General features: G+C 31.8%; 24 protein-coding genes, 1 riboswitch and 1 other annotated feature. Of the genes, 22 read left to right on the forward strand and 2 right to left on the reverse strand.

What is annotated here, in order from left to right; translation table 11 throughout:
- The first annotated feature begins 7 nt into the window (after positions 1–7).
- Both CA_RS04890 and CA_RS04895 read left to right on the forward strand, forming a co-directional pair.
- The gene (locus tag CA_RS04890) at positions 8–1,285 is read left to right on the forward strand and encodes a dockerin type I domain-containing protein (RefSeq protein ID WP_010964236.1); all 1,278 of its coding nucleotides are present in this window, start codon (positions 8–10) and stop codon (positions 1,283–1,285) included.
- 83 nt (positions 1,286–1,368) lie between these two features.
- Positions 1,369–3,888: a dockerin type I domain-containing protein gene (locus CA_RS04895; protein ID WP_010964237.1), complete on the forward strand. Its 2,520-nt coding sequence runs from the start codon at positions 1,369–1,371 to the stop codon at positions 3,886–3,888.
- Positions 3,889–3,929: 41 nt separating this feature from the next.
- Here the strand turns inward: CA_RS04895 and CA_RS04900 are convergent, their stop codons facing one another.
- Positions 3,930–4,274, reverse strand: coding sequence for a phenylpyruvate tautomerase MIF-related protein (locus CA_RS04900; RefSeq protein WP_010964238.1), 345 nt, complete (start codon positions 4,272–4,274; stop codon positions 3,930–3,932).
- A gap of 125 nt (positions 4,275–4,399) precedes the next feature.
- Here CA_RS04900 and CA_RS04905 point away from each other — a divergent pair, with 125 nt between their 5' ends.
- From CA_RS04905 to CA_RS04965, 13 genes are all read left to right on the forward strand, one after another.
- Positions 4,400–5,548 (forward strand): M20 peptidase aminoacylase family protein, encoded by a 1,149-nt coding sequence (locus CA_RS04905; protein ID WP_010964239.1) that lies wholly within the window; start codon positions 4,400–4,402, stop codon positions 5,546–5,548.
- 341 nt (positions 5,549–5,889) lie between these two features.
- Positions 5,890–6,159, forward strand: coding sequence for a WXG100 family type VII secretion target (locus CA_RS04910; RefSeq protein ID WP_010964240.1), 270 nt, complete (start codon positions 5,890–5,892; stop codon positions 6,157–6,159).
- 192 nt (positions 6,160–6,351) lie between these two features.
- A complete protein-coding gene (locus tag CA_RS04915) occupies positions 6,352–7,644 on the forward strand; it encodes a membrane protein (protein ID WP_010964241.1) in 1,293 nt (430 codons plus the stop codon).
- Positions 7,641–8,219, forward strand: coding sequence for a hypothetical protein (locus CA_RS04920; protein WP_010964242.1), 579 nt, complete (start codon positions 7,641–7,643; stop codon positions 8,217–8,219). Before CA_RS04915 ends, CA_RS04920 begins: the two co-directional genes overlap by 4 nt.
- Positions 8,220–8,298: 79 nt before the next feature.
- On the forward strand, positions 8,299–9,339 hold the full coding sequence (locus tag CA_RS04925; protein WP_010964243.1) for a tetratricopeptide repeat protein: 1,041 nt from the start codon (positions 8,299–8,301) through the stop codon (positions 9,337–9,339).
- Positions 9,294–9,653 carry a tetratricopeptide repeat protein gene (locus tag CA_RS04930; RefSeq protein ID WP_010964244.1) on the forward strand — a complete coding sequence of 120 codons (360 nt, stop codon included), beginning with the start codon at positions 9,294–9,296 and terminating at the stop codon, positions 9,651–9,653. Before CA_RS04925 ends, CA_RS04930 begins: the two co-directional genes overlap by 46 nt.
- 21 nt (positions 9,654–9,674) lie before the next feature.
- Positions 9,675–9,971, forward strand: a complete 297-nt coding sequence (locus CA_RS04935) for a hypothetical protein (RefSeq protein WP_010964245.1) — start codon at positions 9,675–9,677, stop codon at positions 9,969–9,971.
- 37 nt (positions 9,972–10,008) lie between these two features.
- Entirely contained in the window at positions 10,009–10,308 is a 300-nt protein-coding gene (locus CA_RS04940) for a WXG100 family type VII secretion target (protein WP_010964246.1), read from the forward strand.
- 321 nt (positions 10,309–10,629) lie between these two features.
- Positions 10,630–10,899, forward strand: a binding site (T-box leader).
- Between the two features lie 108 nt (positions 10,900–11,007).
- Positions 11,008–11,631, forward strand: a complete 624-nt coding sequence (locus tag CA_RS04945; protein WP_010964247.1) for a class I SAM-dependent methyltransferase — start codon at positions 11,008–11,010, stop codon at positions 11,629–11,631.
- Positions 11,632–11,648: 17 nt separating this feature from the next.
- Entirely contained in the window at positions 11,649–12,794 is a 1,146-nt protein-coding gene (locus CA_RS04950; protein ID WP_010964248.1) for a bifunctional cystathionine gamma-lyase/homocysteine desulfhydrase, read from the forward strand.
- Positions 12,794–13,705, forward strand: coding sequence for a PLP-dependent cysteine synthase family protein (locus CA_RS04955; RefSeq protein ID WP_010964249.1), 912 nt, complete (start codon positions 12,794–12,796; stop codon positions 13,703–13,705). The genes CA_RS04950 and CA_RS04955 overlap by 1 nt, the downstream gene beginning before the upstream one ends.
- A gap of 207 nt (positions 13,706–13,912) precedes the next feature.
- Positions 13,913–14,016: riboswitch (SAM riboswitch) on the reverse strand.
- A gap of 276 nt (positions 14,017–14,292) precedes the next feature.
- A complete protein-coding gene (locus tag CA_RS04960) occupies positions 14,293–14,463 on the forward strand; it encodes a YezD family protein (RefSeq protein ID WP_010964250.1) in 171 nt (56 codons plus the stop codon).
- Between the two features lie 305 nt (positions 14,464–14,768).
- The gene (locus CA_RS04965; protein ID WP_010964251.1) at positions 14,769–15,896 is read left to right on the forward strand and encodes an ROK family protein; all 1,128 of its coding nucleotides are present in this window, start codon (positions 14,769–14,771) and stop codon (positions 15,894–15,896) included.
- A 54-nt stretch (positions 15,897–15,950) separates the two neighbouring features.
- Here CA_RS04965 and CA_RS04970 read toward each other — a convergent pair whose 3' ends face one another.
- Positions 15,951–16,307, reverse strand: a complete 357-nt coding sequence (locus CA_RS04970; protein ID WP_010964252.1) for a hypothetical protein — start codon at positions 16,305–16,307, stop codon at positions 15,951–15,953.
- 226 nt (positions 16,308–16,533) lie between these two features.
- On the opposite strand from CA_RS04970, the gene CA_RS04975 reads away from it, so the two are divergent.
- Genes CA_RS04975 through hisF form a run of 7 tightly spaced genes read left to right on the forward strand, consistent with a single transcriptional unit; the run spans position 16,534 to position 22,409 of the window.
- Positions 16,534–17,757 (forward strand): ATP phosphoribosyltransferase regulatory subunit, encoded by a 1,224-nt coding sequence (locus CA_RS04975; RefSeq protein ID WP_010964253.1) that lies wholly within the window; start codon positions 16,534–16,536, stop codon positions 17,755–17,757.
- On the forward strand, positions 17,744–18,391 hold the full coding sequence (gene hisG / locus CA_RS04980; RefSeq protein WP_010964254.1) for an ATP phosphoribosyltransferase: 648 nt from the start codon (positions 17,744–17,746) through the stop codon (positions 18,389–18,391). Before CA_RS04975 ends, hisG begins: the two co-directional genes overlap by 14 nt.
- Before the next feature lie 2 nt (positions 18,392–18,393).
- Positions 18,394–19,689, forward strand: coding sequence for a histidinol dehydrogenase (gene hisD / locus CA_RS04985; RefSeq protein ID WP_010964255.1), 1,296 nt, complete (start codon positions 18,394–18,396; stop codon positions 19,687–19,689).
- A 12-nt stretch (positions 19,690–19,701) separates the two neighbouring features.
- Positions 19,702–20,295, forward strand: coding sequence for an imidazoleglycerol-phosphate dehydratase HisB (hisB, locus tag CA_RS04990; RefSeq protein WP_010964256.1), 594 nt, complete (start codon positions 19,702–19,704; stop codon positions 20,293–20,295).
- A 14-nt stretch (positions 20,296–20,309) separates the two neighbouring features.
- The gene (gene hisH / locus CA_RS04995) at positions 20,310–20,921 is read left to right on the forward strand and encodes an imidazole glycerol phosphate synthase subunit HisH (RefSeq protein WP_010964257.1); all 612 of its coding nucleotides are present in this window, start codon (positions 20,310–20,312) and stop codon (positions 20,919–20,921) included.
- Position 20,922: 1 nt separating this feature from the next.
- Positions 20,923–21,642, forward strand: coding sequence for a 1-(5-phosphoribosyl)-5-[(5-phosphoribosylamino)methylideneamino]imidazole-4-carboxamide isomerase (hisA, locus tag CA_RS05000; RefSeq protein ID WP_010964258.1), 720 nt, complete (start codon positions 20,923–20,925; stop codon positions 21,640–21,642).
- 5 nt (positions 21,643–21,647) lie between these two features.
- Positions 21,648–22,409, forward strand: a complete 762-nt coding sequence (gene hisF, locus CA_RS05005) for an imidazole glycerol phosphate synthase subunit HisF (protein WP_010964259.1) — start codon at positions 21,648–21,650, stop codon at positions 22,407–22,409.
- Positions 22,410–22,417 lie beyond the last annotated feature (8 nt).

Raw genomic sequence — 22,417 nt, forward strand, 5'->3', positions numbered from 1 at the left:
AAATAGAATGAAAAAACTAAAAGTGATATCAACTGTTGTTGCGGGAGTGTTTTTAAGCACCTTAGTTAGTTTTTCAAGTATAACTAAGGTAAAGGCAGCAGACACTACAGATAATAAGCCAGGAATAAACTGGATGAATGGTTCTAAGTACTTTCCTTTAGGTGCAAACTATGCTTGGGATGAATGGGATAATGACTTTAATGATAATGGATGGACTACAAGATTTGCAAAAATAAAAGCAGATTTTGATAATATGTCAGCTCAAGGAATACACACAGTAAGATGGTGGGTGTTCTGCAATATGTACGCTTCTCCATTATTTTCTTCACAGGATGGAAAAGGAGTTTGTACTGGTCTTCCAGATAAGTGGACTGATCATATGAAAGAGGCTGCAGATTATGCTTATTCAAAAAATATGAAGATATATTTTACACTTACTAGCTTTGACGTAGCTAAAACAAATAATAGTTTTTATCATGGAAGTATAATAGATGATCCAACTATTCGTAAAAGCTATATAGATAATGCAGTTACACCTGTTGTTAAAGCACTTGGAGATAATCCAGGAGTAATGGGTTGGGATGTTATAAATGAACCAGAGTGGACAATTTCTAGTGCAGATGGAGGCAATCCTGGAGACTCAATTAAAGGATGGTCATTAAGTACACTTAGATCTTTTGTTAAAGATGTTGTTGATTGTATACATCAGTATGCTAAACAGCCAGTAAGCGTTGGTTCTGCAAGCTTGAAATGGCTTGGAGAGCAGTACGATTTTTGGTCGGGTCTTGGATTGGATTTTTATGATTTCCATTGGTATGACTGGGCAACACCATATTTCAATCCACTTAAAACTCCAGTATCTCAGTTAAAAGCAAAGTTTGACAAACCTGTAATAATAGGAGAAATGATGCCAGATACACAGAATTCTTCACTTAAAATGTCACATAAGCAGGTGCTTGATGGCTTAGTAAACAACGGATACAGCGGATATATGCTATGGGCATGGACTGATGCTTCAGTAAATTGTGTAGGTAAAACAGCTCCTGATTTTGATGAATTTAAAACAGAACATCCAGAGCTTCCTATAGATATGCCAACTATGCCTGGATTAAAAGGTGATGTTAATGGTGATGGGGTAATTAATGGACGTGATCTTATGGTATTAAGACAATACTTAGCTGGTCAAAGTGTAAATATAAATAAGGCTAATACAGATGTTAATGGAGATGGAGTAGTTAACGGACGTGATCTTATGGAAATAGTAAAGATTGTAATGTCAAAATAGAGTTATTTAAAATAAACTAATGAGATAACAGGTGATGTTTTAGACATCTCTGTTATATGTAAAATGAAATGGAGGAACTTAAAATGAATAAAAGGATTGTTAGCATGGTTGCAGGACTTAGCATAATTTTCACAACTGGTTTTGTAACACATATAAGTGCAGCAGCTAATAAGGCAGCAGCTTCAGTTCAAAGCCAAGGATATAAGTGGGATAATGCAAAGATAGGTGCTGGTGGATATGTTCCAGCAGTTATATTTAATAAAACAGAAAAAGATTTAATATATGCTCGTACAGATATGGGAGGAGCATATAGATGGGACAAGGCTAATAATAAGTGGATTCCAATTACTGATGGATTTTCTGATTGGACAATGCTTGGCTGCGAAAGTATAGCAACTGACCCAATAGACACTAATCGTGTTTATATAGCAGCAGGTTTGTACACAAATGATTGGCAAGATGAAAATGCATATATTCTTAGTTCACAGGATAAAGGTAACACATGGAAAAGATACCAACTTCCATTTAAGGTAGGAGGTAATATGCCGGGAAGAAATATGGGAGAAAGACTTCAAATAGATCCTAATGATGATAAAATACTTTATCTTGGAGCTAGAAGTGGTAATGGACTTTGGAAAAGTGAAGACTATGGACAAACATGGTCTAAGGTTGATAATTTCCCTGATACAGGCGACTATGTACAAGATCCTCAAAATGAATATACAGCAGATAAAGTTGGAGTAGTTTGGGAAACCTTTGATCCTTCAACAGGAACAAAAGGAAGCCCAACTCAAACTATGTATGTTGGTGCAGCAGATAAGACAGGAAACAATATTTACGTTACTAATGATGGAGGAAAGACATGGAGTGCAGTTAAAGGACAGCCAAAAGGATATCTTCCACATCATGGTATACTTGCTTCCGATGGTATGCTTTATATATCATATAGCAATACTTGCGGACCATATGACGGCTCAGATGGACAAGTTTGGAAGTATAATACCAAAACAGGAGAATGGACAAACATAACTCCACCTGCAGTAGGTGACACTAAATCTGGTTTTGGAGGAATATCAGTAGATGCACAAAATCCAAATAATGTTGTAGTTGCAACTTTAAATAGATGGTGGCCGGATGAAGAAATATACAGAAGTACAGATGCAGGTAAGACCTGGAAACCTATATGGGATTGGAATGGATATCCAAACCGTACTTTGGGATATAACTTAGATTACTCAGCACAACCTTGGCTTGATTGGGGTAAGACCGGGGTAACACCACCAGATCCATTAGTTAAATTAGGCTGGATGATGGGAGACTTAGAAATTGATCCATTTAACTCGGATAGAATGTTCTACGGTACAGGTGCAACTCTTTATGGAACTGATGATTTGACTAATTGGGATAAAGGTAAGAATGTAGACATCTCTGTAAAGGCAAATGGAATTGAAGAATGTGCAGTAAATGATGTTGTAGTACCAACAAAAGGCGCACAACTTTTAAGCGCTGTTGGAGATGACTGCGGATTTTATCATGATGACATAACTAAAGTTCCAAGTAAAATGATGACAACACCTAACTTTAGTGCTACAACAAGCATTGATTATGCAGAAAGTGTTCCTAACTTTGTTGTTCGTGTTGGAAATGTTGATACTAGTAAAAATCAACAAGATAAAGATTGTGGAATTTCCTACGATGGTGGTAAGAACTGGTTCTCAGCTGGAAGCAATATATCAGGAGTTTATAAAGCAGGAACTGTAGCAGCTGGTGCTGATGCTAAAACTATAGTATGGTCTCCAGAGGAAGGTGCTAATGCAGCATATAGCACAGATAATGGTAATAAATGGACACCGTGTTCTGGTCTTCCACAGGGAGCAAAGGTTAGATCAGACCGTGTAAATCCAAAGAAATTCTATGGTTTCTTAAATGGTAAATTCTATATTAGTACTGATGCAGGTGCAACATTTACTCAAAGTTCACAAACAGGTCTTCCTACAAAAGGCAAAGGAATCTTTAAGACTGTTATAGGTCATGAAGGTGATATTTGGATTGCTGGAGGAAAAGACGGATTATGGCATTCAACTGATTCTGGTGCAACATTCACAAAAGTATCTGGTGTTGATGCTTCTGATACAGTAGGTCTTGGAAAATCCAAAACAGATGATGGATATCCAGCTATATACATGGATGCTACAATTGATGGAACAGCGGGAATATTCCGTTCAGATGATGAAGGTGCAACTTGGGTAAGAATAAATGATGATGCTCACCAATATGGTTCCCCAGACTACTGCATAACTGGAGATCCTAACAAATATGGACGAGTTTTTGTTGGAACTAATGGAAGAGGTATTGTTTATGGAGACATAGATGGTTCTCAACCTACACCTACACCAAGTGTTACTTTAGGAGACGTTAATGATGATGGAATAATAAATGGAAGAGACGTTATGGTACTTACTCAATATATAGCAGGTAAGGATGTAACAATAGATAAAAAAGCAGCAGATGTAAATGGTGATGGAACTGTAAATGGAAGAGATCTTATGACTTTAAGACAATATATATCTGGAAAGATAACTTCATTTTCATCAACAAAATAAGAATTAAAGGCTGGGGTAAAAATTTACCTCAGTCTTTTTAATTAAAATAAAGAACCGTTCCAGGCCCAGTTTGAAACCTCATCAACAGTTATATATATACAATCCTTAGGTATTGAAAGCTCATTTTCCATCAAAGAAGATATTGCAGAAACCAATTTATTTTTTGAAGCCTTATCTGCTGAGCCAAATATTTTAACTTCAATAAAAGCAGCCTTATCTTTTTTCTCCCCTTTAAAGTAAAGTGGATAATTATCCTTAAATCCAACCATAAGCCAATCTTCACTTTTTCCAGGAAGCAGCTCTATTATTTTTCCAAGCTCTACCTTTAGTGTGCTTTCTTTTTCTTTGTCTAACTTAACAGTTACTGTAGAATTTATAAATGGCATATAAAATCACTCCTAACATAAAATATATTACTTTTAATTAGATTTTACATATTGTAATAATAAAGTCAAGTAAATAAAATAATAATTAAAGTTAGAGTTGTATTTTTGCTAAAGGAGATTAGAGAATGATCACTATAGAAAAACAAGAAGAGTTTTTAAAAAAGTTAATAGGTTATAGAAGAGAATTGCATAAACATCCTGAATTATCAATGAAAGAATATGAGACAACAAAGAGAATTAAAAGGTGGCTTTATGAGAATGACATAAAGGTATTAGATTTTCCTATTGAAGTTGGTGTTGTAGCAGAAATAGAAGGTGAACATGAGGGGAAAACAGTAGCAATTAGAGCAGATATTGATGCACTTCCAATAGAAGAAAAAACAGAACTTCCGTTTTCTTCTGTAAATAAGGGTATTATGCATGCCTGTGGACATGATTTTCATACAGCAGCAATACTTGGAACAGCCATAATTCTAAGTAAAAGAAAAGCTGAAATTTATGGGCGTGTTAGAATAATATTTCAGCCAGGAGAAGAAACAGGTAAGGGATCACAGTATATTATAGAGGAAGGCGTACTTAGAGATGTGGATTGTATATTTGGTATGCATAATAAGCCAGATTTGCCTGTTGGAACTATAGGAATAAGATCTGGAGAGCTTATGGCAAGTGTTGATAGATTTGAAATTAAGGTTATTGGGTCTGGAGGGCATGCAGGAATACCTAACAAATGCATTGACCCTATTGTAGTAGCCAGCCAAATAGTAGCTTCAATGCAAACAGTTGTAAGTAGAAGCATTAGTCCAATTGAAAGTGTGGTTATAAGTATAACAAGATTTAATTCGGGAACCACTTGGAATGTTATTTCTGATAGTGCAGAAATGGAGGGAACAGTTAGAACCTTTAACAATAACATACGTGAAGAAATAAGAAATTTGATGGAGAGGACAGCTAAAGGAATAGCAAGAGCTTTAGGAGGAAAAATAGAATTTAAATGGTTTTCCTATTCACCAGTATTAGAAAATGATGTTAGGTTTAAGGACTTATGTATTGAAGCAGCTGAGGATAATGGTTACAAGTATGTTGAAGCTAAGAGAAATTTAGGAGGAGAGGATTTTTCCTTTTATCAAACTGTAGTGCCATCTTTTTTTGTGTGGATGGGAGTTGATGGAACAGAAGAGTGGCATAAAGCAAATTACAATCTAAAAGAGGATGCGCTAATGGTTGCAGCCAACTATTTTAGTGATTTAGCTCTAAAGGTTCTTTCAAAAAAATAATAGTAATATAGTAATAAATATTTCAAGAGACAAATACTACAGTAATAAAATTTGTCTCTTTTTTAGTTAAAGTATATTAACGCTAAGTTTAATTTGAATAAAAAAATACAATAAAATTTATTAAAAAAAGGATATTAAGGATAGATATTAAAAAACAATGGTGTTATTATATATAGTTTTCATGAAAAACCTATATTTTGAAGTTTACATAGAAATAGTTATTGAAAGATTAGAAGTATATAAAGGTTTTAGTTATAAAGTACAGCTAAGACTTTAGTGGAGGAAGAATAATGGCAGATAAAATTAAAGTTGGTGTAAAATAACTAGTAAATGCTTCAGATATGTTTGATAAGGCGGCTTTAGAATGTGAAGATATAAAGAAAAGTATAGAAAAATCAACAACACAATTAATTGATTCATGGTATGGAGAAAGTTGTACGGCTTTTGAAAAAACATATCTTATTTTAGATAGAAAGCTTAATACATATACGGAAATATTACAAGAATACTCTAAAGCTTTATATGATATATCAGAAACTTATCAAAATACAGATGGTGATATAGCAAAAGCTATGTCAAAGGCTGTAAATGAAGCAAGTGAACAAAAATGAGTGGAGGATATGAAGGAAGCACAGCAAAAGTCGGATTACACTCAAAAGAGAGAGGATAATGCTGTTAATTCAAGTTATCCACAATATCCTCAAAATTAAATGAACGCTGGTTATTACTAAAACACTTAAAGAGGATGATTAAATATTAGTAAAATAAATAAAGTTAGTAAAATTGGAATTTCTACAGGGGAAATGCAAAGTTTAAAAGTAGATATGAGAAATGGACTTTTAAAAATAAATGAGGCAAAACAGGGGTTAAAATCAGCAGTAGATAAATTTTCATTAAAAAATAAATCAAGGTCTATAGAAATAGAGTTAAAAAATTTGAAGCGTGAGTTGAAAGCAGTAAATCAATTAGAAGGTGAAATAAGAAAAATAAATTCAAACATAGATTATATGGTAAAAAGATTCACTGATGTAGATAAGAAGTGTGCAAGTAAGCTAAAGACGAGTGGTTATACTTACAGAAAAAAAGTTGGACTTTTAAATTTCGGGGAAGAGGTAGAAAGGGTACCAGTTATAGGTGGAATTGGTGTACCAATTGATGCTGTGGAGTCGTGGGTTGATAGAAATAAATTTGTTCTTAAAAAGACAACTACTATAACATTGGAAACAGGAGCAATTGGGGTTTGTATTGTTACATTGCCGGAGGCAGGAATAACTTGGAAAGCTTGGGATGCATTGAGTGCTGCAGGAGGAGTTATGAGTCTAGATAACATAGGTACGGCAGCTTCAGCTATATATCAAAGAAAAGTAGAAAGAAAAAGTGAAGAGGACAGTTCTGGGTATGATCTTTTTCAAAGTATTTTTGGAGGAGCAGGATGGTATAGTGCTAAAATTTTAGGCGTTAAAAATCCTTCTTACTGGTGTAGCTCTGGAAAGACGTTGTATGATAGGACGTCTGCAACAGTAACAGTTTTAAATGTGGGACATAGTGTTACATCCTTGGGAAAGGATGTAGAAAAATTACCTGCTTTAAAAAAAGCAGAAGCATCAAGTGCTAATAAAACCTTAGAGGCAGCTAATAATGCTGAAAAAATACATATGGATGCGATGATGGCTACTAAAAATAAAATTAATGGAATCAATAATGCAAAAAAGGAGGTAGTGGATTTAAAAAAACTTAAAAAGAATGTAGGTAAGACAAATTTTGAACCTTATAAAAATCAATTTTATAAGGATAAAAATTTATTAAAGAAGGATGGAAATAAATTGCCTCAGCTTCAGCAGGACTTATTAATTCAGCAGGATCAGCTTGAAACTTTTGAAAAAAATACATTAAACGCAAAAAATAAATACAACAAAAGTATTAGGGATTTAAATAAAAATTATAGGGATATAAAAGCTAGTTTGTATAATATACCAGCAGGGGGAACTTTATATAACACAGAAGATGTACAAGGCAGTTTTCATTTTAATTATTTTCCAGGTGAAATCAAGCCAATTTTTGAGGAAATAAAGGTCGTACTAGGGGGAGAAAGATGATAAGATTTCAAAAGAGAATGGCAATATTTTTTTTGACAATAAGTATATTGATCATATGTGGAGATATTGAAAAGATTATAAGTTTTGGAATAGAATTTGATGATATTTTATGCAATCTGTTTTTTATAGGGTTGGGAATAATAGGGTTCCGTATCTATAGGTGGTATAAAAGACAAATAAAAAAATACACAGAACTGTTGAAAGAAGATAGATTAGATAAAATTGAATACATTATATATGATATTGAAAGAGTGAGAGGTGTAGTATATAATACGGCATTTTACATTGATGGTGTAAAATGTAAGTTAAGATTTCCGCAATATAAATGTAAGGATAATGACAATTATGAATATTATCTTGAGCCAATATATAAAAAAAATGGTGAGTTTAAAGATTTTATAGCTTATGCAGATAAAAAAAATGATTATAAAAAAAGTATAGAATCTACTAATGAAATTACAGAATGTGAAGAGAAAGCGGAAAAAAAGCGTAAAAGAAAAAGATTGAATGAATATGTAAATAGCAGAATGGAGCTAGCAAAGAAGTATGAAGAGGAAGCAAAAAATAAAATGTAGAGAATTAGTCTACATCCAGAATTAAATTAAACATACGTAATGAAGGAAAAGCTTAGTAACAAAGGAGAAAATACTATTTATGGAAAATGAAAATGTTTTAAGAGCACAGGAATTAAATAATAGAGGATTAATATTTATTGAAAGAAATGCTGGGGATGAAGCTTTAAAGTATTTTAATAAGGCTATAAAAGAGGATGAAAATTTTAAAGAAGCCTATTTAAATAAGGCAGCGCTTTGCTTGGCTATGAACAAAGTCGATGATGCTGTGAGTTGTTATGATAAGCTTATAATAAAGTATCCCAATGAAGGAAAAGCTTATTTTGGAAAAGGAAATGTAATGTTTTTTTATAAAGATAATATAAAGAAAGCTATAGAACTTTACAATAGATCTATTTATTTGGGAGAAATGAGTGAGGGAGTATATTATAATTTAGCACTTTGTATGGAGTCAATTGGAGAATTAGATGATGCCATAAAGTGGTTAAATAGGGCATTAATAATAAATGATCAAAATATAATAACTCTAAATAAGAAGGCTGCAGTGTTAATTAAAATTAAAAAATTCTACGAAGCCTTAGAGTGCTATAATAGAGTGCTTAAAATTGAAGTAGATAATGAAGAAGTATATCATTTTAAGGCGATGCTTTTGGGTGAGATGGGCAAAATAGAAAAAGCCTTTGAGACTATAAGTAGGGGAGAAGCTCTATTAGGTGAACAAATGACATTATGCTATGACAAGGCTGTATTGTTTGAAAAACAGAAAGAGTTTGAAAAAGCTTTGGAATGCACAGAAAAAGCATTATTATTTGATGAAGGTAATGTTCTATTAATACTAAAAAAAGGAGATTTGCTTACCTATCTAAAAAAGATTGATGAAGCGAAATCAACATATGATAAAATTTTAGAATTTCATGAGAATAATATGGAAGGTGTTTTTGCAAAGGCAAACCTGTGCATGTTATTAGGAGAACATGAAGATGCAGAAGAATTTTTCAAAGAAATAATAGAAAGATTAAGTGGAGAGGAATCTGTTTTAATTAATTCGTACTATTATAGAGCTTTGAATTTGAAAAAATGGGCAAAAACGAGGAAGCAAAAGAGGCTTATAAGGAAGCAATAAAAAAGTATAACTTCTTAATCATCAAATATCCATATGATGTTAAGTTGAATTTTTTTAAAGCAAATTGTTTGAGGGATATAGAAGATTATGAAAAAGCAGAAGAATTGTATGAGTATATAATTGACTTAGATAATGATGCTTTGGAAGTATATTTGATGAGAGCGAGAAATAGAATAAGTCTAAATAAATATGAAGCTGCTAAAGAAGATTTGAACACAGTTATAAAATTAAATCCAGCATATAGGAAAGTTATAGAATTAGATGAACAATTAAAGGAATTCTTAAGTGGTAAAAGTGAAAGTTGTTATAGATAAAAGATTTGTAGGAGGTTAAGGATGAATTCTGATGAAATAAGAATAGACGAGAAGGCTTGTGATGATGTAATAAAGGATTTAAAAGCAGTTGGGGAAAAAGTTAAAGAGACATATAATTTGATTCACTTATCCAATAGGCATATAGAAGATGGAATAAAAGGAAGTGCAGTGGATTCTATTACCACTGAGTATAATAAGATAGTTAAAATGGTAAAAGAAATGCAGGATAATATGGGTAATGATGTAGCGGCTGTAAATAATATAGTGTCAAGCTTTGATGCAGAGGATAAGATGATTAAAACAAAGTTTTATAGATAGTAATAAATGATACATATGTAGAAAAAGATGGAGTTTAATGGTAGATAGATGTGATATTGAAATTGATGCAAGTATTTTTGAAGAAACCATAAAAGTTTATAGCGATAGTAAAGTTAGATTGCATGATATTTTATGTGATTTAGAAAATGAATTACGTAAAATGGAAGATACATGGGAAGGCGATGCTAAAAAAGAATTTGATTCAACGTTTCCTGGATTTTATAGTGCAATGAAAAAGGACTGTGATATGTTAGAGGAACTGATAAAAGAATTAAAGTTAGTGAAAACAAGCTTTGAAAGTTTAGATACTGAGATGAAAAATTTAGATAAAAAATAAAAAAATATAAATACTTAGGAGATAAAATGATTAAGAACTGAAAAAAAATTGACAAAAATTTTAAGGATAGTTATATGTTGAGGTTAAAGATGGGAGTTATAAATTTAGCCATATCTATATAAATAGAAAATATATTCTAAAAGATACTATATGCCTCAGCATAAAATTTGTTGACATATATATTTACATTTGCTAGTATAAGTAATGTAAACATATGGTTATCAACAAAAACCTACTTATCAGATATGAAAAATAAGAAAAAATCTGTTTACAAAAAGGTTGTAACTATAATATAATATCTTAAAGAAAAAAATAAGTTAATTAAATACTGTGATAAGAAATAGTAGCATAAATAAAACTTAACAGAGAGATCTCCCTGGCTGAAAGAGATTAAGATTAAGTTTATGCGAATGCATCTTGGAGTACTGCCTCGAAATGTGAAATTAATATATACTAAAATTTTTATAGTAGACGGCAGCGGGTACGCCCGATTAAAGCGTTATGGTATGTTAGTACCTAAGTTATGAGTTGTCATATTAGTTTTTATGTGATAATTAGAGTGGAACCGCGGAGTAAACTTCTGCCTCTATATTTTAGGGGGGGAAGTTTTTTTATTTAAAAATTAAGTACTCTTAGTATGCAATTTCTATAAAGTATATTAAAACTTGTTTTTTATAAATTTTAAGGGGAGTGTATATTATGGGTTCTATGCAGTATTTTGATAACATTGCCGCTAGTTGGAATGTAATAAGAAGTGAATATTTTGAGGAAAGGTTAAAGTATAAGGTCTTATCTAAGGTTAGTATTAAGGATAAGATAACGGCTGATTTTGGGTGTGGTACAGGTTTTATAAGTCTTGCTCTTGCAAGTGACGCAAATATGGTATTTGGATTAGACAATTCCAATAATATGCTTAGAGAACTAAAAAAGTCAGCGCATGACAAAAAGCTTAATAATATATATTTACTAAAATCTTCACTTACAAGTGTAACTCTGTTTGATGAGTCCATTGATGCAGTATTTATAAATATGGCGCTTCACCATATCAAGGATGCTGAAAAAGCAATAAAGGAAATGTACAGAGTTCTAAAAAAAGATGGTACAGTAGTTATATCAGATGTTTCAGAGCATAATGGCAAGTGGGCAAGAGAAGAAATGTTTGACGAGTGGCTTGGTTTTTCTAATGAACAAATTGATATGTGGTTAAAAAATGTTGGCTTTAAAAATATAGATATTGAAAATACAGATTTAAAATGCAAAGGAACCTCAAGTAGGGGAGAGCACACTGAAACTTCAATATTTATAGCAAAAGCTGCAAAATAAATTTTAGGAGGAGAAAAATGAAAATAGAATCATTGGTAATTCATGGAGGAAAAGATGGAGACGAATATACAGGTGCAGTAAATGTCCCTATATATCAAACTTCAACCTTTAAACAAGAAAAGTTAGGTGTAAACAAAGGATATGAATATTCAAGAACAGGAAATCCAACAAGAGAAGCTGTTGAAAAGCTTATTTCAGATTTAGAGGAAGGTCAATCTGGTTTTGCATTTGCTTCTGGAATGGCAGCTATTACAGCAGTTTTATCTTTATTTAAAACAGGAGATAAAATAATTATATCAAACAATGTTTATGGTGGAACTTTTAGAGTTTTAGATAAGGTATTTAATCATTTTAATATAGGTTATAAAATAGTTGATACTTCAAAGGTTCAAGAGATAAGGGATAATATAGATAAGGATGTAAAGGCTATATACATTGAAAGTCCTACTAATCCACTTATGGATATTACGGATATTAAGCTTGTTTCAAGTATAGCAAAAGAAAACAATCTTCTTACTATAGTTGATAATACCTTTATGACACCATATCTTCAAAAACCACTAACACTTGGTGCAGATATAGTACTTCATAGCGCTACAAAGTATTTAGGTGGACACAGTGATTTGGTGGCGGGTCTTGTAGTGGTTAACAATAAAGATTTAGCTGAAAAGCTTCATTTTATACAGAATTCAACTGGAGGAGTACTTGGACCTTTTGATTCATTTCTTCTTATAAGGGGTATAAAAACTCTTGCAGTAAGAATGGATAGGCATACTGATAATGCAAAGAAGATAGCTTCTCTGTTAAATCATAGAAAAGAAATAGAAAAAGTATACTATCCTGGACTTGAGGAGCATATAGGGCATGAGGTCCAAAAAAAGCAGGCTTCTGGTTATGGCGCAATAATATCATTTGTTATAAATGAAAAATACGACTATAAAAAGTTTATTGAGAATTTAAAACTTATTACCTTTGGAGAAAGTTTAGGTGGAGTTGAATCACTTATATGCCATCCAGCTAGTATGACACATGCAGCAATTCCATATGAAATAAGACAGAAAGTTGGTATTGTAGATAACTTAATAAGACTTTCTGTAGGAATTGAAAATGGTGATGATTTAATAGAAGACTTGTTGAAAGCTCTTGAGGGGAGTGAAAAATAGTGAACTATATAGACGACATTAGACAAATTATAGGAAACACTCCTATAATAAAAATCAATAACTTTGGATTAAATAGTGGAGTGAATATTTTTGCTAAGCTTGAATTATTGAATCCAGGAGGCAGTGTAAAAGATAGAGTAGGCGTTTATATGATAGAGGATGCAGAAAAGAAGGGAAAACTAAAAAAAGGTTATACCATAGTTGAAGGCACAGCGGGTAATACAGGTATAGGAATAGCACTTGCAGCTATAAACAAAGGGTATAATGTAATCTTTGTTGTACCTGAGAAGTTTTCTATAGAAAAGCAGACGCTTATGAAAGCATTTGGTGCAAAAATTATAAATACGCCTAGAGAGGAAGGAATGCAGGGAGCAGTTAAGAAGGCAAATGAGCTTTTGAGTACCATACCTAATTCTATAAGTCTTGGTCAATTCGTAAACCAAGCAAATCCATTGGCACACTATGAAACTACAGGACCTGAGATTTATAGAGATCTTGAAGGCAACATTGATTATGTAGTTGCAGGTGCTGGTAGTGGAGGAACCTATGCTGGTGTATTAAAGTTTTTAAAAGAGAAAAAACCAAATATAAAGGGTGTACTTGCTGATCCTGAAGGTTCTACCATGGGTGGAGGAGAGGAAGCTAGCTATGATATCGAAGGTATAGGAAATGATTTTATTCCAGATACCATGGATATGAATCTTGTAGATGAAGTTATTAAGGTTAATGATGCTGAGGCTTTTCATATGGTAAGGCAACTTGCCCTTAAAGAAGGACTGATAGTTGGAAGTTCATCTGGTGCAGCTATGGCAGCAGCAATTAAATTAAGTAAAAAGATTAAAAGTGGTAATATAGTTACTATCTTTCCAGATAGAGGTGACAGGTATTTTAGTAAAAATATTTTAGGATAGATTGGGTAAAATCTATAAGCTTATGGAATTGAAGGGAGAAATATTGGAGGTATTTCTCTCTTCTTTTAATAAAATATGTCCTATACCACCACTTTTAATAGAATAAAACCAAATAATAATAAGTTGGTTCTATTATTAACAAAATAAAATCCTCTTCTTTTAAAAGAAGAGGATCTATTAACAAAATAAAAATGTTTAAATAGTCGCTCCTCATCTTTCAGAAAATATCCTGCTGGAATTAGCACCATAAGTATAAAACCTTGGTTGCTGAAACATCATTGGGCCAGTCCCTCCGTTTCTCTTGATAAGGAAATATTAAGTTTTCGAAACAAAACACTTATTAATTTAATTATACATAATAAAAATCCTTTGTCAACAACTTTATGAATATTTTTCATAATAATGATATTTTTGTAAAAAATCTATTGACAATAAAAAGGAATAGTTATAAAATTGCATTAATCATATTAATTAAATTGGTTTAGTAAGATAACGAAAAATTTATTTGGCAAGGTTGTAATTAAAAACATAGTATATAGATATAAATAGTATGATAAATTAGTTTGTTGGTTTACGGGGGGACTTTTATGAATGATTTAGATTATAAAATTAATAAGTCTAAAACTATTAAAGGGGAAAGGTATGAGGAAAAAATCTCAAAACTTTTAAAGGAAATAAAATATGGTTCTATAACATTAATTATTCAAGATGGTGTTGTTATACAAATAGAGGCAAGTCAAAAGATAAGACTAAGATAGAAAGTTTAAATAAGGGGAGAAAAGTAAAATTTAAATTGACAACTAATTTTTAAGGTGTTAACACAAAGCTATGGTAGTTACATAAGAATAATATGTTTTGACTGACTAGAAATACTAGAGGTCAAGCTTTATTAAATAAAGCTTGACCTCTTTGTTTTTTATATGGAAATGCGAAGAAGAAGAGTTTTTTCGATTTTTAAAAAATTTGATAATTTGAATAGTTACAATTGAAAATTAGTTTCAAAATAAAATACTATTTTAGCATATACGATTTTGTATTGAAAAAGGTATAGGTGGTTATGGGAATGTCAATAGAATTAGATGATAGAAGTAAAAGAATATTTGATTTACTTCAGAAGAAAGGTGCTATGACAAAAAAAGAAATACTAAAAAATATAGATATGAAGTTGACTACATTAAATCGTTTGATGAGGCCTCTTGAGGATGAAAGACTAATTGTCGAATATGGAATAGAGGACTCAGCAGGGGGAAGAAAGCCTATAATGTATAACGTAAATTTATGTGGCTTTTATATTATAGGAATAGATATATCAAGGGAATTTATAAATATAGTATTTACAAACATCAAATTAGAGTTGTTTTATGAGGACAGAATTAATTTAAAAGGTATACTAAGTGAGAAAAAAATTGCAGATAAAATAATTAACTGCATAAATAAAGTTGTAGGCGAACTTAGATTAGACGTTTTAACTTTATTTGGTGTTGGAGTTTCAGTTTTAAATGTTGCAAGCTTTAAATGTAGTGGGTATACAAAATTAAAAAGTGAACTTGAGAGGGAACTTTCAAGTAGGGTGATTATTGAAAATGGTGCAAATTCTGCAGCGTTAGCAGAATATTTATATGGATTTAATAGGAGAATTTCAAATATGGCGTATTTTAACTGCACAGAGATCATCAGAAGTGGAGTGGTGCTATCAGGACAAGTTCTAAGAACGATAAATAATAAAGAAGATGCTTTCTCGAATATGTTAATTATAAATAACAAAAATAAGTTTGATTTCCTGGGAAATTATGTGTCAGAAAGTAGTATAATTAATAATTTTTGCTCAAAAGTAAAAAGTGGAAGGAAGACCATAATTAAGAAAAATTTAAGAGAGATTAAGCTTTTGGATTTAGAAAATGCCATTAATAAGGGAGATAGCTTATCCAAGGAGGTAATTTTAAATTCAGCTGTGATTTTTGGAATAGCTTTAGCTAATTACATACAAGTTTTAGGTTTAAAGGCAATAGTATTAGGTGGAAGCTTAATTGCTAATTCAAAAACTTTCTACGATGTTTTAACTAAAATAGTATTTGATAGAATTAAAAATCATAAAATTAAGCTTATACGCGAAGGACATTTTAAAGGAAATATTTTTTCTACAGGGGCAGCAGCGGTAGTTGTGGAGGAATATTTAAAAGTATCTGTTTGAATTTGTTTAAGCTATAATATAAGTGGAAACCTACTTTGGTTTCCACTTATATTATTATTTAAGAGAATTAAGAGTATCTCTTCTATTTTCCTGTTTCTTTTCCATATTTTCAAGAGCAGATTTATTCATATTATCAGCATTATGGTCTATATATCCTTCTGCATATCTGTATCTTTTTTCAGTATTCTCTATCTCATCATTTTTGCTGTTGGTATCGTTTAATATTTTTTGTTTTAAGTCATTTATTTCTTCACATCTTCTTTCTTGCTTTCCTTTAGCCATGCTTAGAGCTTGAGGTGAAGATATATCACTGTGTTGTTCTAGGTGTCTTTCAGTTCTTGTATTTTTTTCAACTAAGTTTGTAAGCTCATCTAATCTATTTTCAGTTTCTCGTGAATTTTTATTACTCATAGTGCACCTCCATTAAAATTTTCTTTATAAAAGGATTTCTTTATCTTAAGCTAAAAAATCCTATAATAATTTTTTGTATAAGTAGAACAATATATACTAGCGAATTGTAGGAAAAGTGAGAAAAGAATTGACATAGGGACAATAAATTGATAGTATATATTTAATGAATTAATACGTTAGCGTGTTAAAGCGGTAAAGAACAAAGTTCAAAATGGGAAGTGAAGTTATGATAAATTTAAAAAAATATATACCAGAAGGCTCTAGGGATATATTATTTGAGGAATGCACAATAAAAAATAACATTGAAAATATATTAAGAAATAGCTATATAAATGTTGGTTATGAAGAAGTTAGATCACCAACTTTGGAATTTTACGATGTATATAATCTTGAAAATCAACCCATAAGTCAGGAAAAGATGTATAAACTATTTGATAATACAGGAAGAATTCTAGTTCTTAGACCTGACATGACAACACCCATTGCAAGAATATGTGCTACAAAACTTAAAAATAGGGTATATCCTTTAAAATTAAGTTATACAGGTAATATATATAGGATGAACAAGGCTCTTAATGGGAAAATAAGTGAAATCACTCAATCGGGAATAGAGATACTTGGTTTTTCAAGCCTTAAGGCAGACGCAGAAGTTATAATTACAGCTATAAAAGCTATTTTAAAGACAGGGCTTAAAAATTTTAAAATTGAAATAGGACAGGTTGAATTTTTTAAGAGTATAATTTCAGACACAGCATTAAAAGAACAGGATACAGAAAAGTTAAGAAATTTTATTGAAAATAAGAATTTCAGTAAGGTTGAGGAGTTTATTTTAAGGAATAGCGATCTAATTGGTGAAACAAGTTCTAAAGTACTTATGAATCTACCTAATTTATTTGGAGGAAAGGAAGTTATAGAAAAAGCTGAGCAATTAACGTCTAATAAGCAAGCTATTGAGGCATTAAAAAAGGTTAGAGACTTATATGATATTGTTAAAAGAGCTGGTTTTGGAGAATATATTTTAATAGATTTAGGAATGGTTCAGCATATAAATTACTACACGGGTCTCATTTTTAGAGGATATGCCCATGGAATTGGAGATGACCTTTTAAGTGGTGGAAGATATGATAAGCTATTAGGACAATTTGGGTATGATATTCCTGCAACTGGGCTTGCTATAAATGTTGATAATTTAGTTGCAGCGCTTGATGATTGTGTAAGAGAAAATTTATATTCAAGAGATAGGTATGTTGTTTTTGCTTCTAGCTGTAATATAGAAAAGGCATATGAGGCAGTTTCTAAATTGAATTCGGAAGGGAAAAGGGCAGAGGTAAGCCTTTTTGACAATATAGAGGAAACAAAAAAATATTGTATTGAAAATAAAATTAGTAAAATCTTTAATGCAGATACAGGCAAAACAATTGTGGAGGAAAACTATTATGGACAAAAATAAAACAATTAGGATTGCACTTACAAAGGGAAGGCTTGAGAAGGCCGCTGTGGAGATTTTTGAAAATATAGGACTTGATTGTAGTGAACTTAAGGATAAAGGCAGAAAACTTATATTCCATGATTTTAAGAATAGTATAGATTTTGTTCTTGTAAAGGCACCTGATGTGTTAACTTATGTTGAGCATGGAGCAGCTGACATAGGAATAGTTGGAAAAGACACTCTTCTTGAAATGAAAAAGGATTTTTATGAGGTTTTGGATTTAAAGGTTGGAAAGTGTAAATTTTCTTTGGCGTCTATTTCAAGTTTTAAATTAAATGAGGGATTTAACAGAATGAAGATAGCAACAAAGTATCCCAATGTGACAAGAGAATATTTCAGAGAAAAGGGAATAGATGTTGAAATAATAAAGATAGAAGGTTCTGTTGAACTTGCACCAATACTTAATCTAGCGGATGCAATTGTAGATATAGTTGAGACAGGAACAACACTTAAAGAAAATGGTCTTGTAATTTTTGATGATATATGCGATATAAGTGCAAGAATGATAGTAAATAGGGCAAGTATGAAGCTTAATAAGGATAGGATAACGGATATAATACAAAAAGTAAAAAATTATGTTGAGAGGGAGAGTTAGAGTTGGAAGATATTATAAGAATAATACAAGATGGCAGTTTGGATGGGGAAAAGTACTTTCAGTCATTAAAGGAGAGACAGGGAAAAGAAAATGCTGAGATAATTAAAACAGTGAAATTCATAATAGATAATGTAAAGGAAAATGGAGATAAAGCACTTATTGAATACACTAGCAAATTTGATAAAGTAGAGCTTCAAAGTATAGAGGTTACAAAAGAAGAAATAAAAGCTGCTTACAGTAAAGTAGAGAATGACTTTATTTGTGCCCTTAAAACTGCAAAGGAAAACATTGAGGAGTATCACTCAAAACAAGTTCAAAATTCATATGTTATAACTAAGGAAAATGGTATTGTAATGGGAAGAACAGTAAGGGGACTTGATAAAGTTGGTATATATGTACCAGGAGGAACAGCGGCATATCCTTCATCAGTTATTATGAACGCAGTACCTGCTAAGGTTGCAGGAGTAAATAAAATTATAATGACTACTCCACCTATGAAAGACGGCTTTGTAAATCCGAGCATTCTAGTTGCAGCAGATTTAGCTGGAGTTGATAAGATATATAAGGTAGGAGGAGCTCAAGCAATTGCAGCGCTTGCATTTGGAACTGAGACAATAGATAAAGTAGATAAGATTGTAGGACCTGGAAATATATTTGTTGCAATGGCAAAGAAAAGTGTATATGGATTTGTAGATATAGATATGATAGCAGGTCCAAGTGAGATACTTGTTATTTCAGATGAAACAGGAAATCCTAAATTTATAGCTGCAGATTTAATGTCACAAGCAGAACACGACACACTTGCCTCATCTATTTTAGTTACAACTTCAAAAGAACTTATAGGTAAGGTTATAGAAGAGATAAAACTTCAAGTAGAGGGATTAAGTAGAAAGGAAATAATACTTGAAGCTTTAAGGAATTTTGGTGCCATAATATTGGTAGATAGTATAAGTAGAGCCATAGAAATAGGAAATGTTGTAGCTCCAGAACATCTTGAAATCATAACGCCTAATCCCTTTGAATATTTGAATGATATAAAAAATGCAGGCTCAATATTTTTAGGAAGCTATTCTCCAGAACCCTTAGGGGATTATATGGCAGGACCTAATCATGTGCTTCCTACAAGTGGAACAGCTAGATTCTCTTCTCCACTTTCGGTAGATGATTTTGTTAAGAAGTCAAGTTATTTATATTATTCAGAAAAGGCTCTTAGAAATGTGAATGATAAGGTAGTTAAGATTGCTGAAACAGAAGGACTTACAGCACACGCTAATTCAATTAAAGTAAGATTTAAATAAGAGGTGAAAGTAGTGGAAGAAAAAAGAACAGCCTTTATAGAGAGAAAAACCACCGAGACCAGCATAGAGGTTGATATAAATTTAGATGGTGAAGGAAAATATGATATAGATACAGGGATAGGTTTTTTTGACCATATGCTAGAGCTTATGAGTAAACATGGACTTATAGATTTAAAAGTAAAGGTTATAGGGGATTTAAAAGTTGATAGTCACCATACTGTTGAGGACACAGGGATAGTAATAGGTGAGTGTATCAATAAAGCACTAGGAAATAAGAAATCCATAAATAGGTATGGAACTTCATTTGTCCCTATGGATGAAAGCTTGTGTCAGGTATCTATGGATATAAGTGGAAGAGCGTTTTTAGTTTTTGATGGAGAATTTACCTGCGAAAAGCTTGGAGATTTTCAAACTGAAATGGTAGAAGAATTTTTTAGAGCACTAGCATTTAATGCTGGAATAACCCTTCATGCTAGAGTAATTTACGGGAAGAATAATCATCATATGATAGAGGGATTATTTAAAGCCTTTGGAAGAGCTTTAAGTGAGGCTGTTAGCAAAAATACAAGAATAAAAGGAGTTATGTCAACAAAAGGAAGTATATAAAGGGGGCGTTAAGTATGAATAAAAAAATAGCTATAATAGATTATGATATGGGAAATCTCCTTAGTGTTAAGAAAGCTTTCGATTATATTGGGGCAAATTCGTTTATAACCTCTGATTCAAAGGAAATAGAAAAAAGTGATGCTATAATACTTCCAGGCGTGGGAGCTTTTCCTGATGCTATGAGTAGTTTAAAAGAAAATGGGATAGATAAAACAATTATAAATGAAGCTAAAAATGGAAAACCTTTTGCGGGAATATGCCTTGGAATGCAGCTTCTATTTGATGAGAGTGAAGAGGTTACAAACACAAAAGGGCTTGGACTTATAGGCGGAAAAATAAGAAAAATGAAAACAGAGTTTAAAATTCCACATATGGGATGGAATAGTTTAAATATACCTAGAGAGTGCAATATATTAAAGGGAGTTTCAAAAGGAAGCTATGTGTACTTTGTTCATTCTTACTATGCAGAATTGGCGGATAAAAATAATCTAAATGCATATTGTGATTATGGGACTAAGTTGCCAGCGGTTGTAAGCTATAAAAATATATTTGGAATTCAGTTTCATCCAGAAAAAAGCGGAGAGATAGGACTTACAATACTTAAAAACTTTTGGGAGTTGATATAATATGATAATTTTACCGGCAATAGATATAAAGCAGGGAAAATGTGTAAGACTTTATCAAGGAAGATTTGAAAAATCAAGTGTCGTTGCGGAAAGTCCAGCATTAACGGCAAAGTCTTTTGAAAATGATGGAGCAAAATATATACATGTGGTTGATTTAGATGGTGCTTTAGAAGGGGAAATTATAAACTTAGATGCTGTTAAAAGTATAGTTCAGGTTACCAGTGTTCCCATAGAATTAGGTGGAGGAATAAGAAATATAAAGGTTGTTGAAAAACTTATAAATATAGGTGTTAAAAGAATAATATTAGGAACGGCTGCTCTTAAGGATAAAGAATTTACAAGAGAAGCTATAAAGGAATATGGTAAGAGTATAGCAGTTGGAATAGATGCAAAAGATGGATATGTTGCAGTAAATGGATGGCTTAATGTGAGCAAAATAAACTACATAGAGTTTGCAAAAATAATGGAGGATATGGGCACAGAAGATATAATTCTAACAGATATAAGTAAGGATGGAACGTTAAAGGGACCTAATTTTGATATGCTTAAAAAACTACAGGAAAATGTAAACTGTAATATAACAGCTTCAGGTGGAATAAAGGATTTAGATGATCTTATTAAATTGAAAGAAATGAATATATACGGAGCTATTGTTGGAAAAGCAATATATAGCGAAAAAATTAATCTTAAGGAAGCCATAGCTGTAATAGAAAAGAGGTGAAAGGTATGCTTACAAAGAGAATAATACCATGTCTTGATGTTGATATGGGAAGAGTTGTTAAGGGTGTCAATTTTGTTAACTTAAAGGATGTTGGTGACCCGGTTGAGATAGCGGATTTTTACAATAGAGAAGGCGCAGATGAAATAGTATTTTTGGACATAAGTGCCACAAATGAAGGCAGAAATACCATGATAGATGTGGTAAGAAGAACGGCAGAGAAGGTATTTATACCACTTACAGTAGGTGGTGGAATAAGAGATGTAGATGATTTTAAAAATATATTGAGGGCAGGAGCAGATAAGATATCTATAAATTCAGCAGCAATAAGAAATCCAGAGCTTATAAATGAAGCTGCAAAAAAATTTGGAAGTCAATGTGTCGTAGTTGCAGTGGATGCAAGAAGAAATATAGAAACAGGAGGCTTTAATGTTTTTATAAATGGAGGAAGAGTAGATACAAGTTTAGATGCCATAGAATGGGTTAAAAAATGTGAAAGTCTTGGTGCAGGAGAAATACTTCTTACAAGTATGGATGCAGATGGTACTAAAAATGGATATGATGTTGAGCTCACAGGTGCAGTATGTGATGCAGTTAGGATACCGGTTATAGCTTCAGGAGGATGTGGAAGGCTTGAAGATTTTGATGAAATATTTAAAAAGACTTCAGCTGATGCAGCACTTGTGGCATCACTTTTTCATTATAAAGAGTATACAGTTGGAGAAGTTAAAAACTATTTAAGAGAAAATAGTATTCAAGTTAGATTATAAAGCTTGGT

It is taken from the genome of Clostridium acetobutylicum ATCC 824 (genome assembly GCF_000008765.1).
Lineage (GTDB): Bacteria > Bacillota > Clostridia > Clostridiales > Clostridiaceae > Clostridium_S > Clostridium_S acetobutylicum.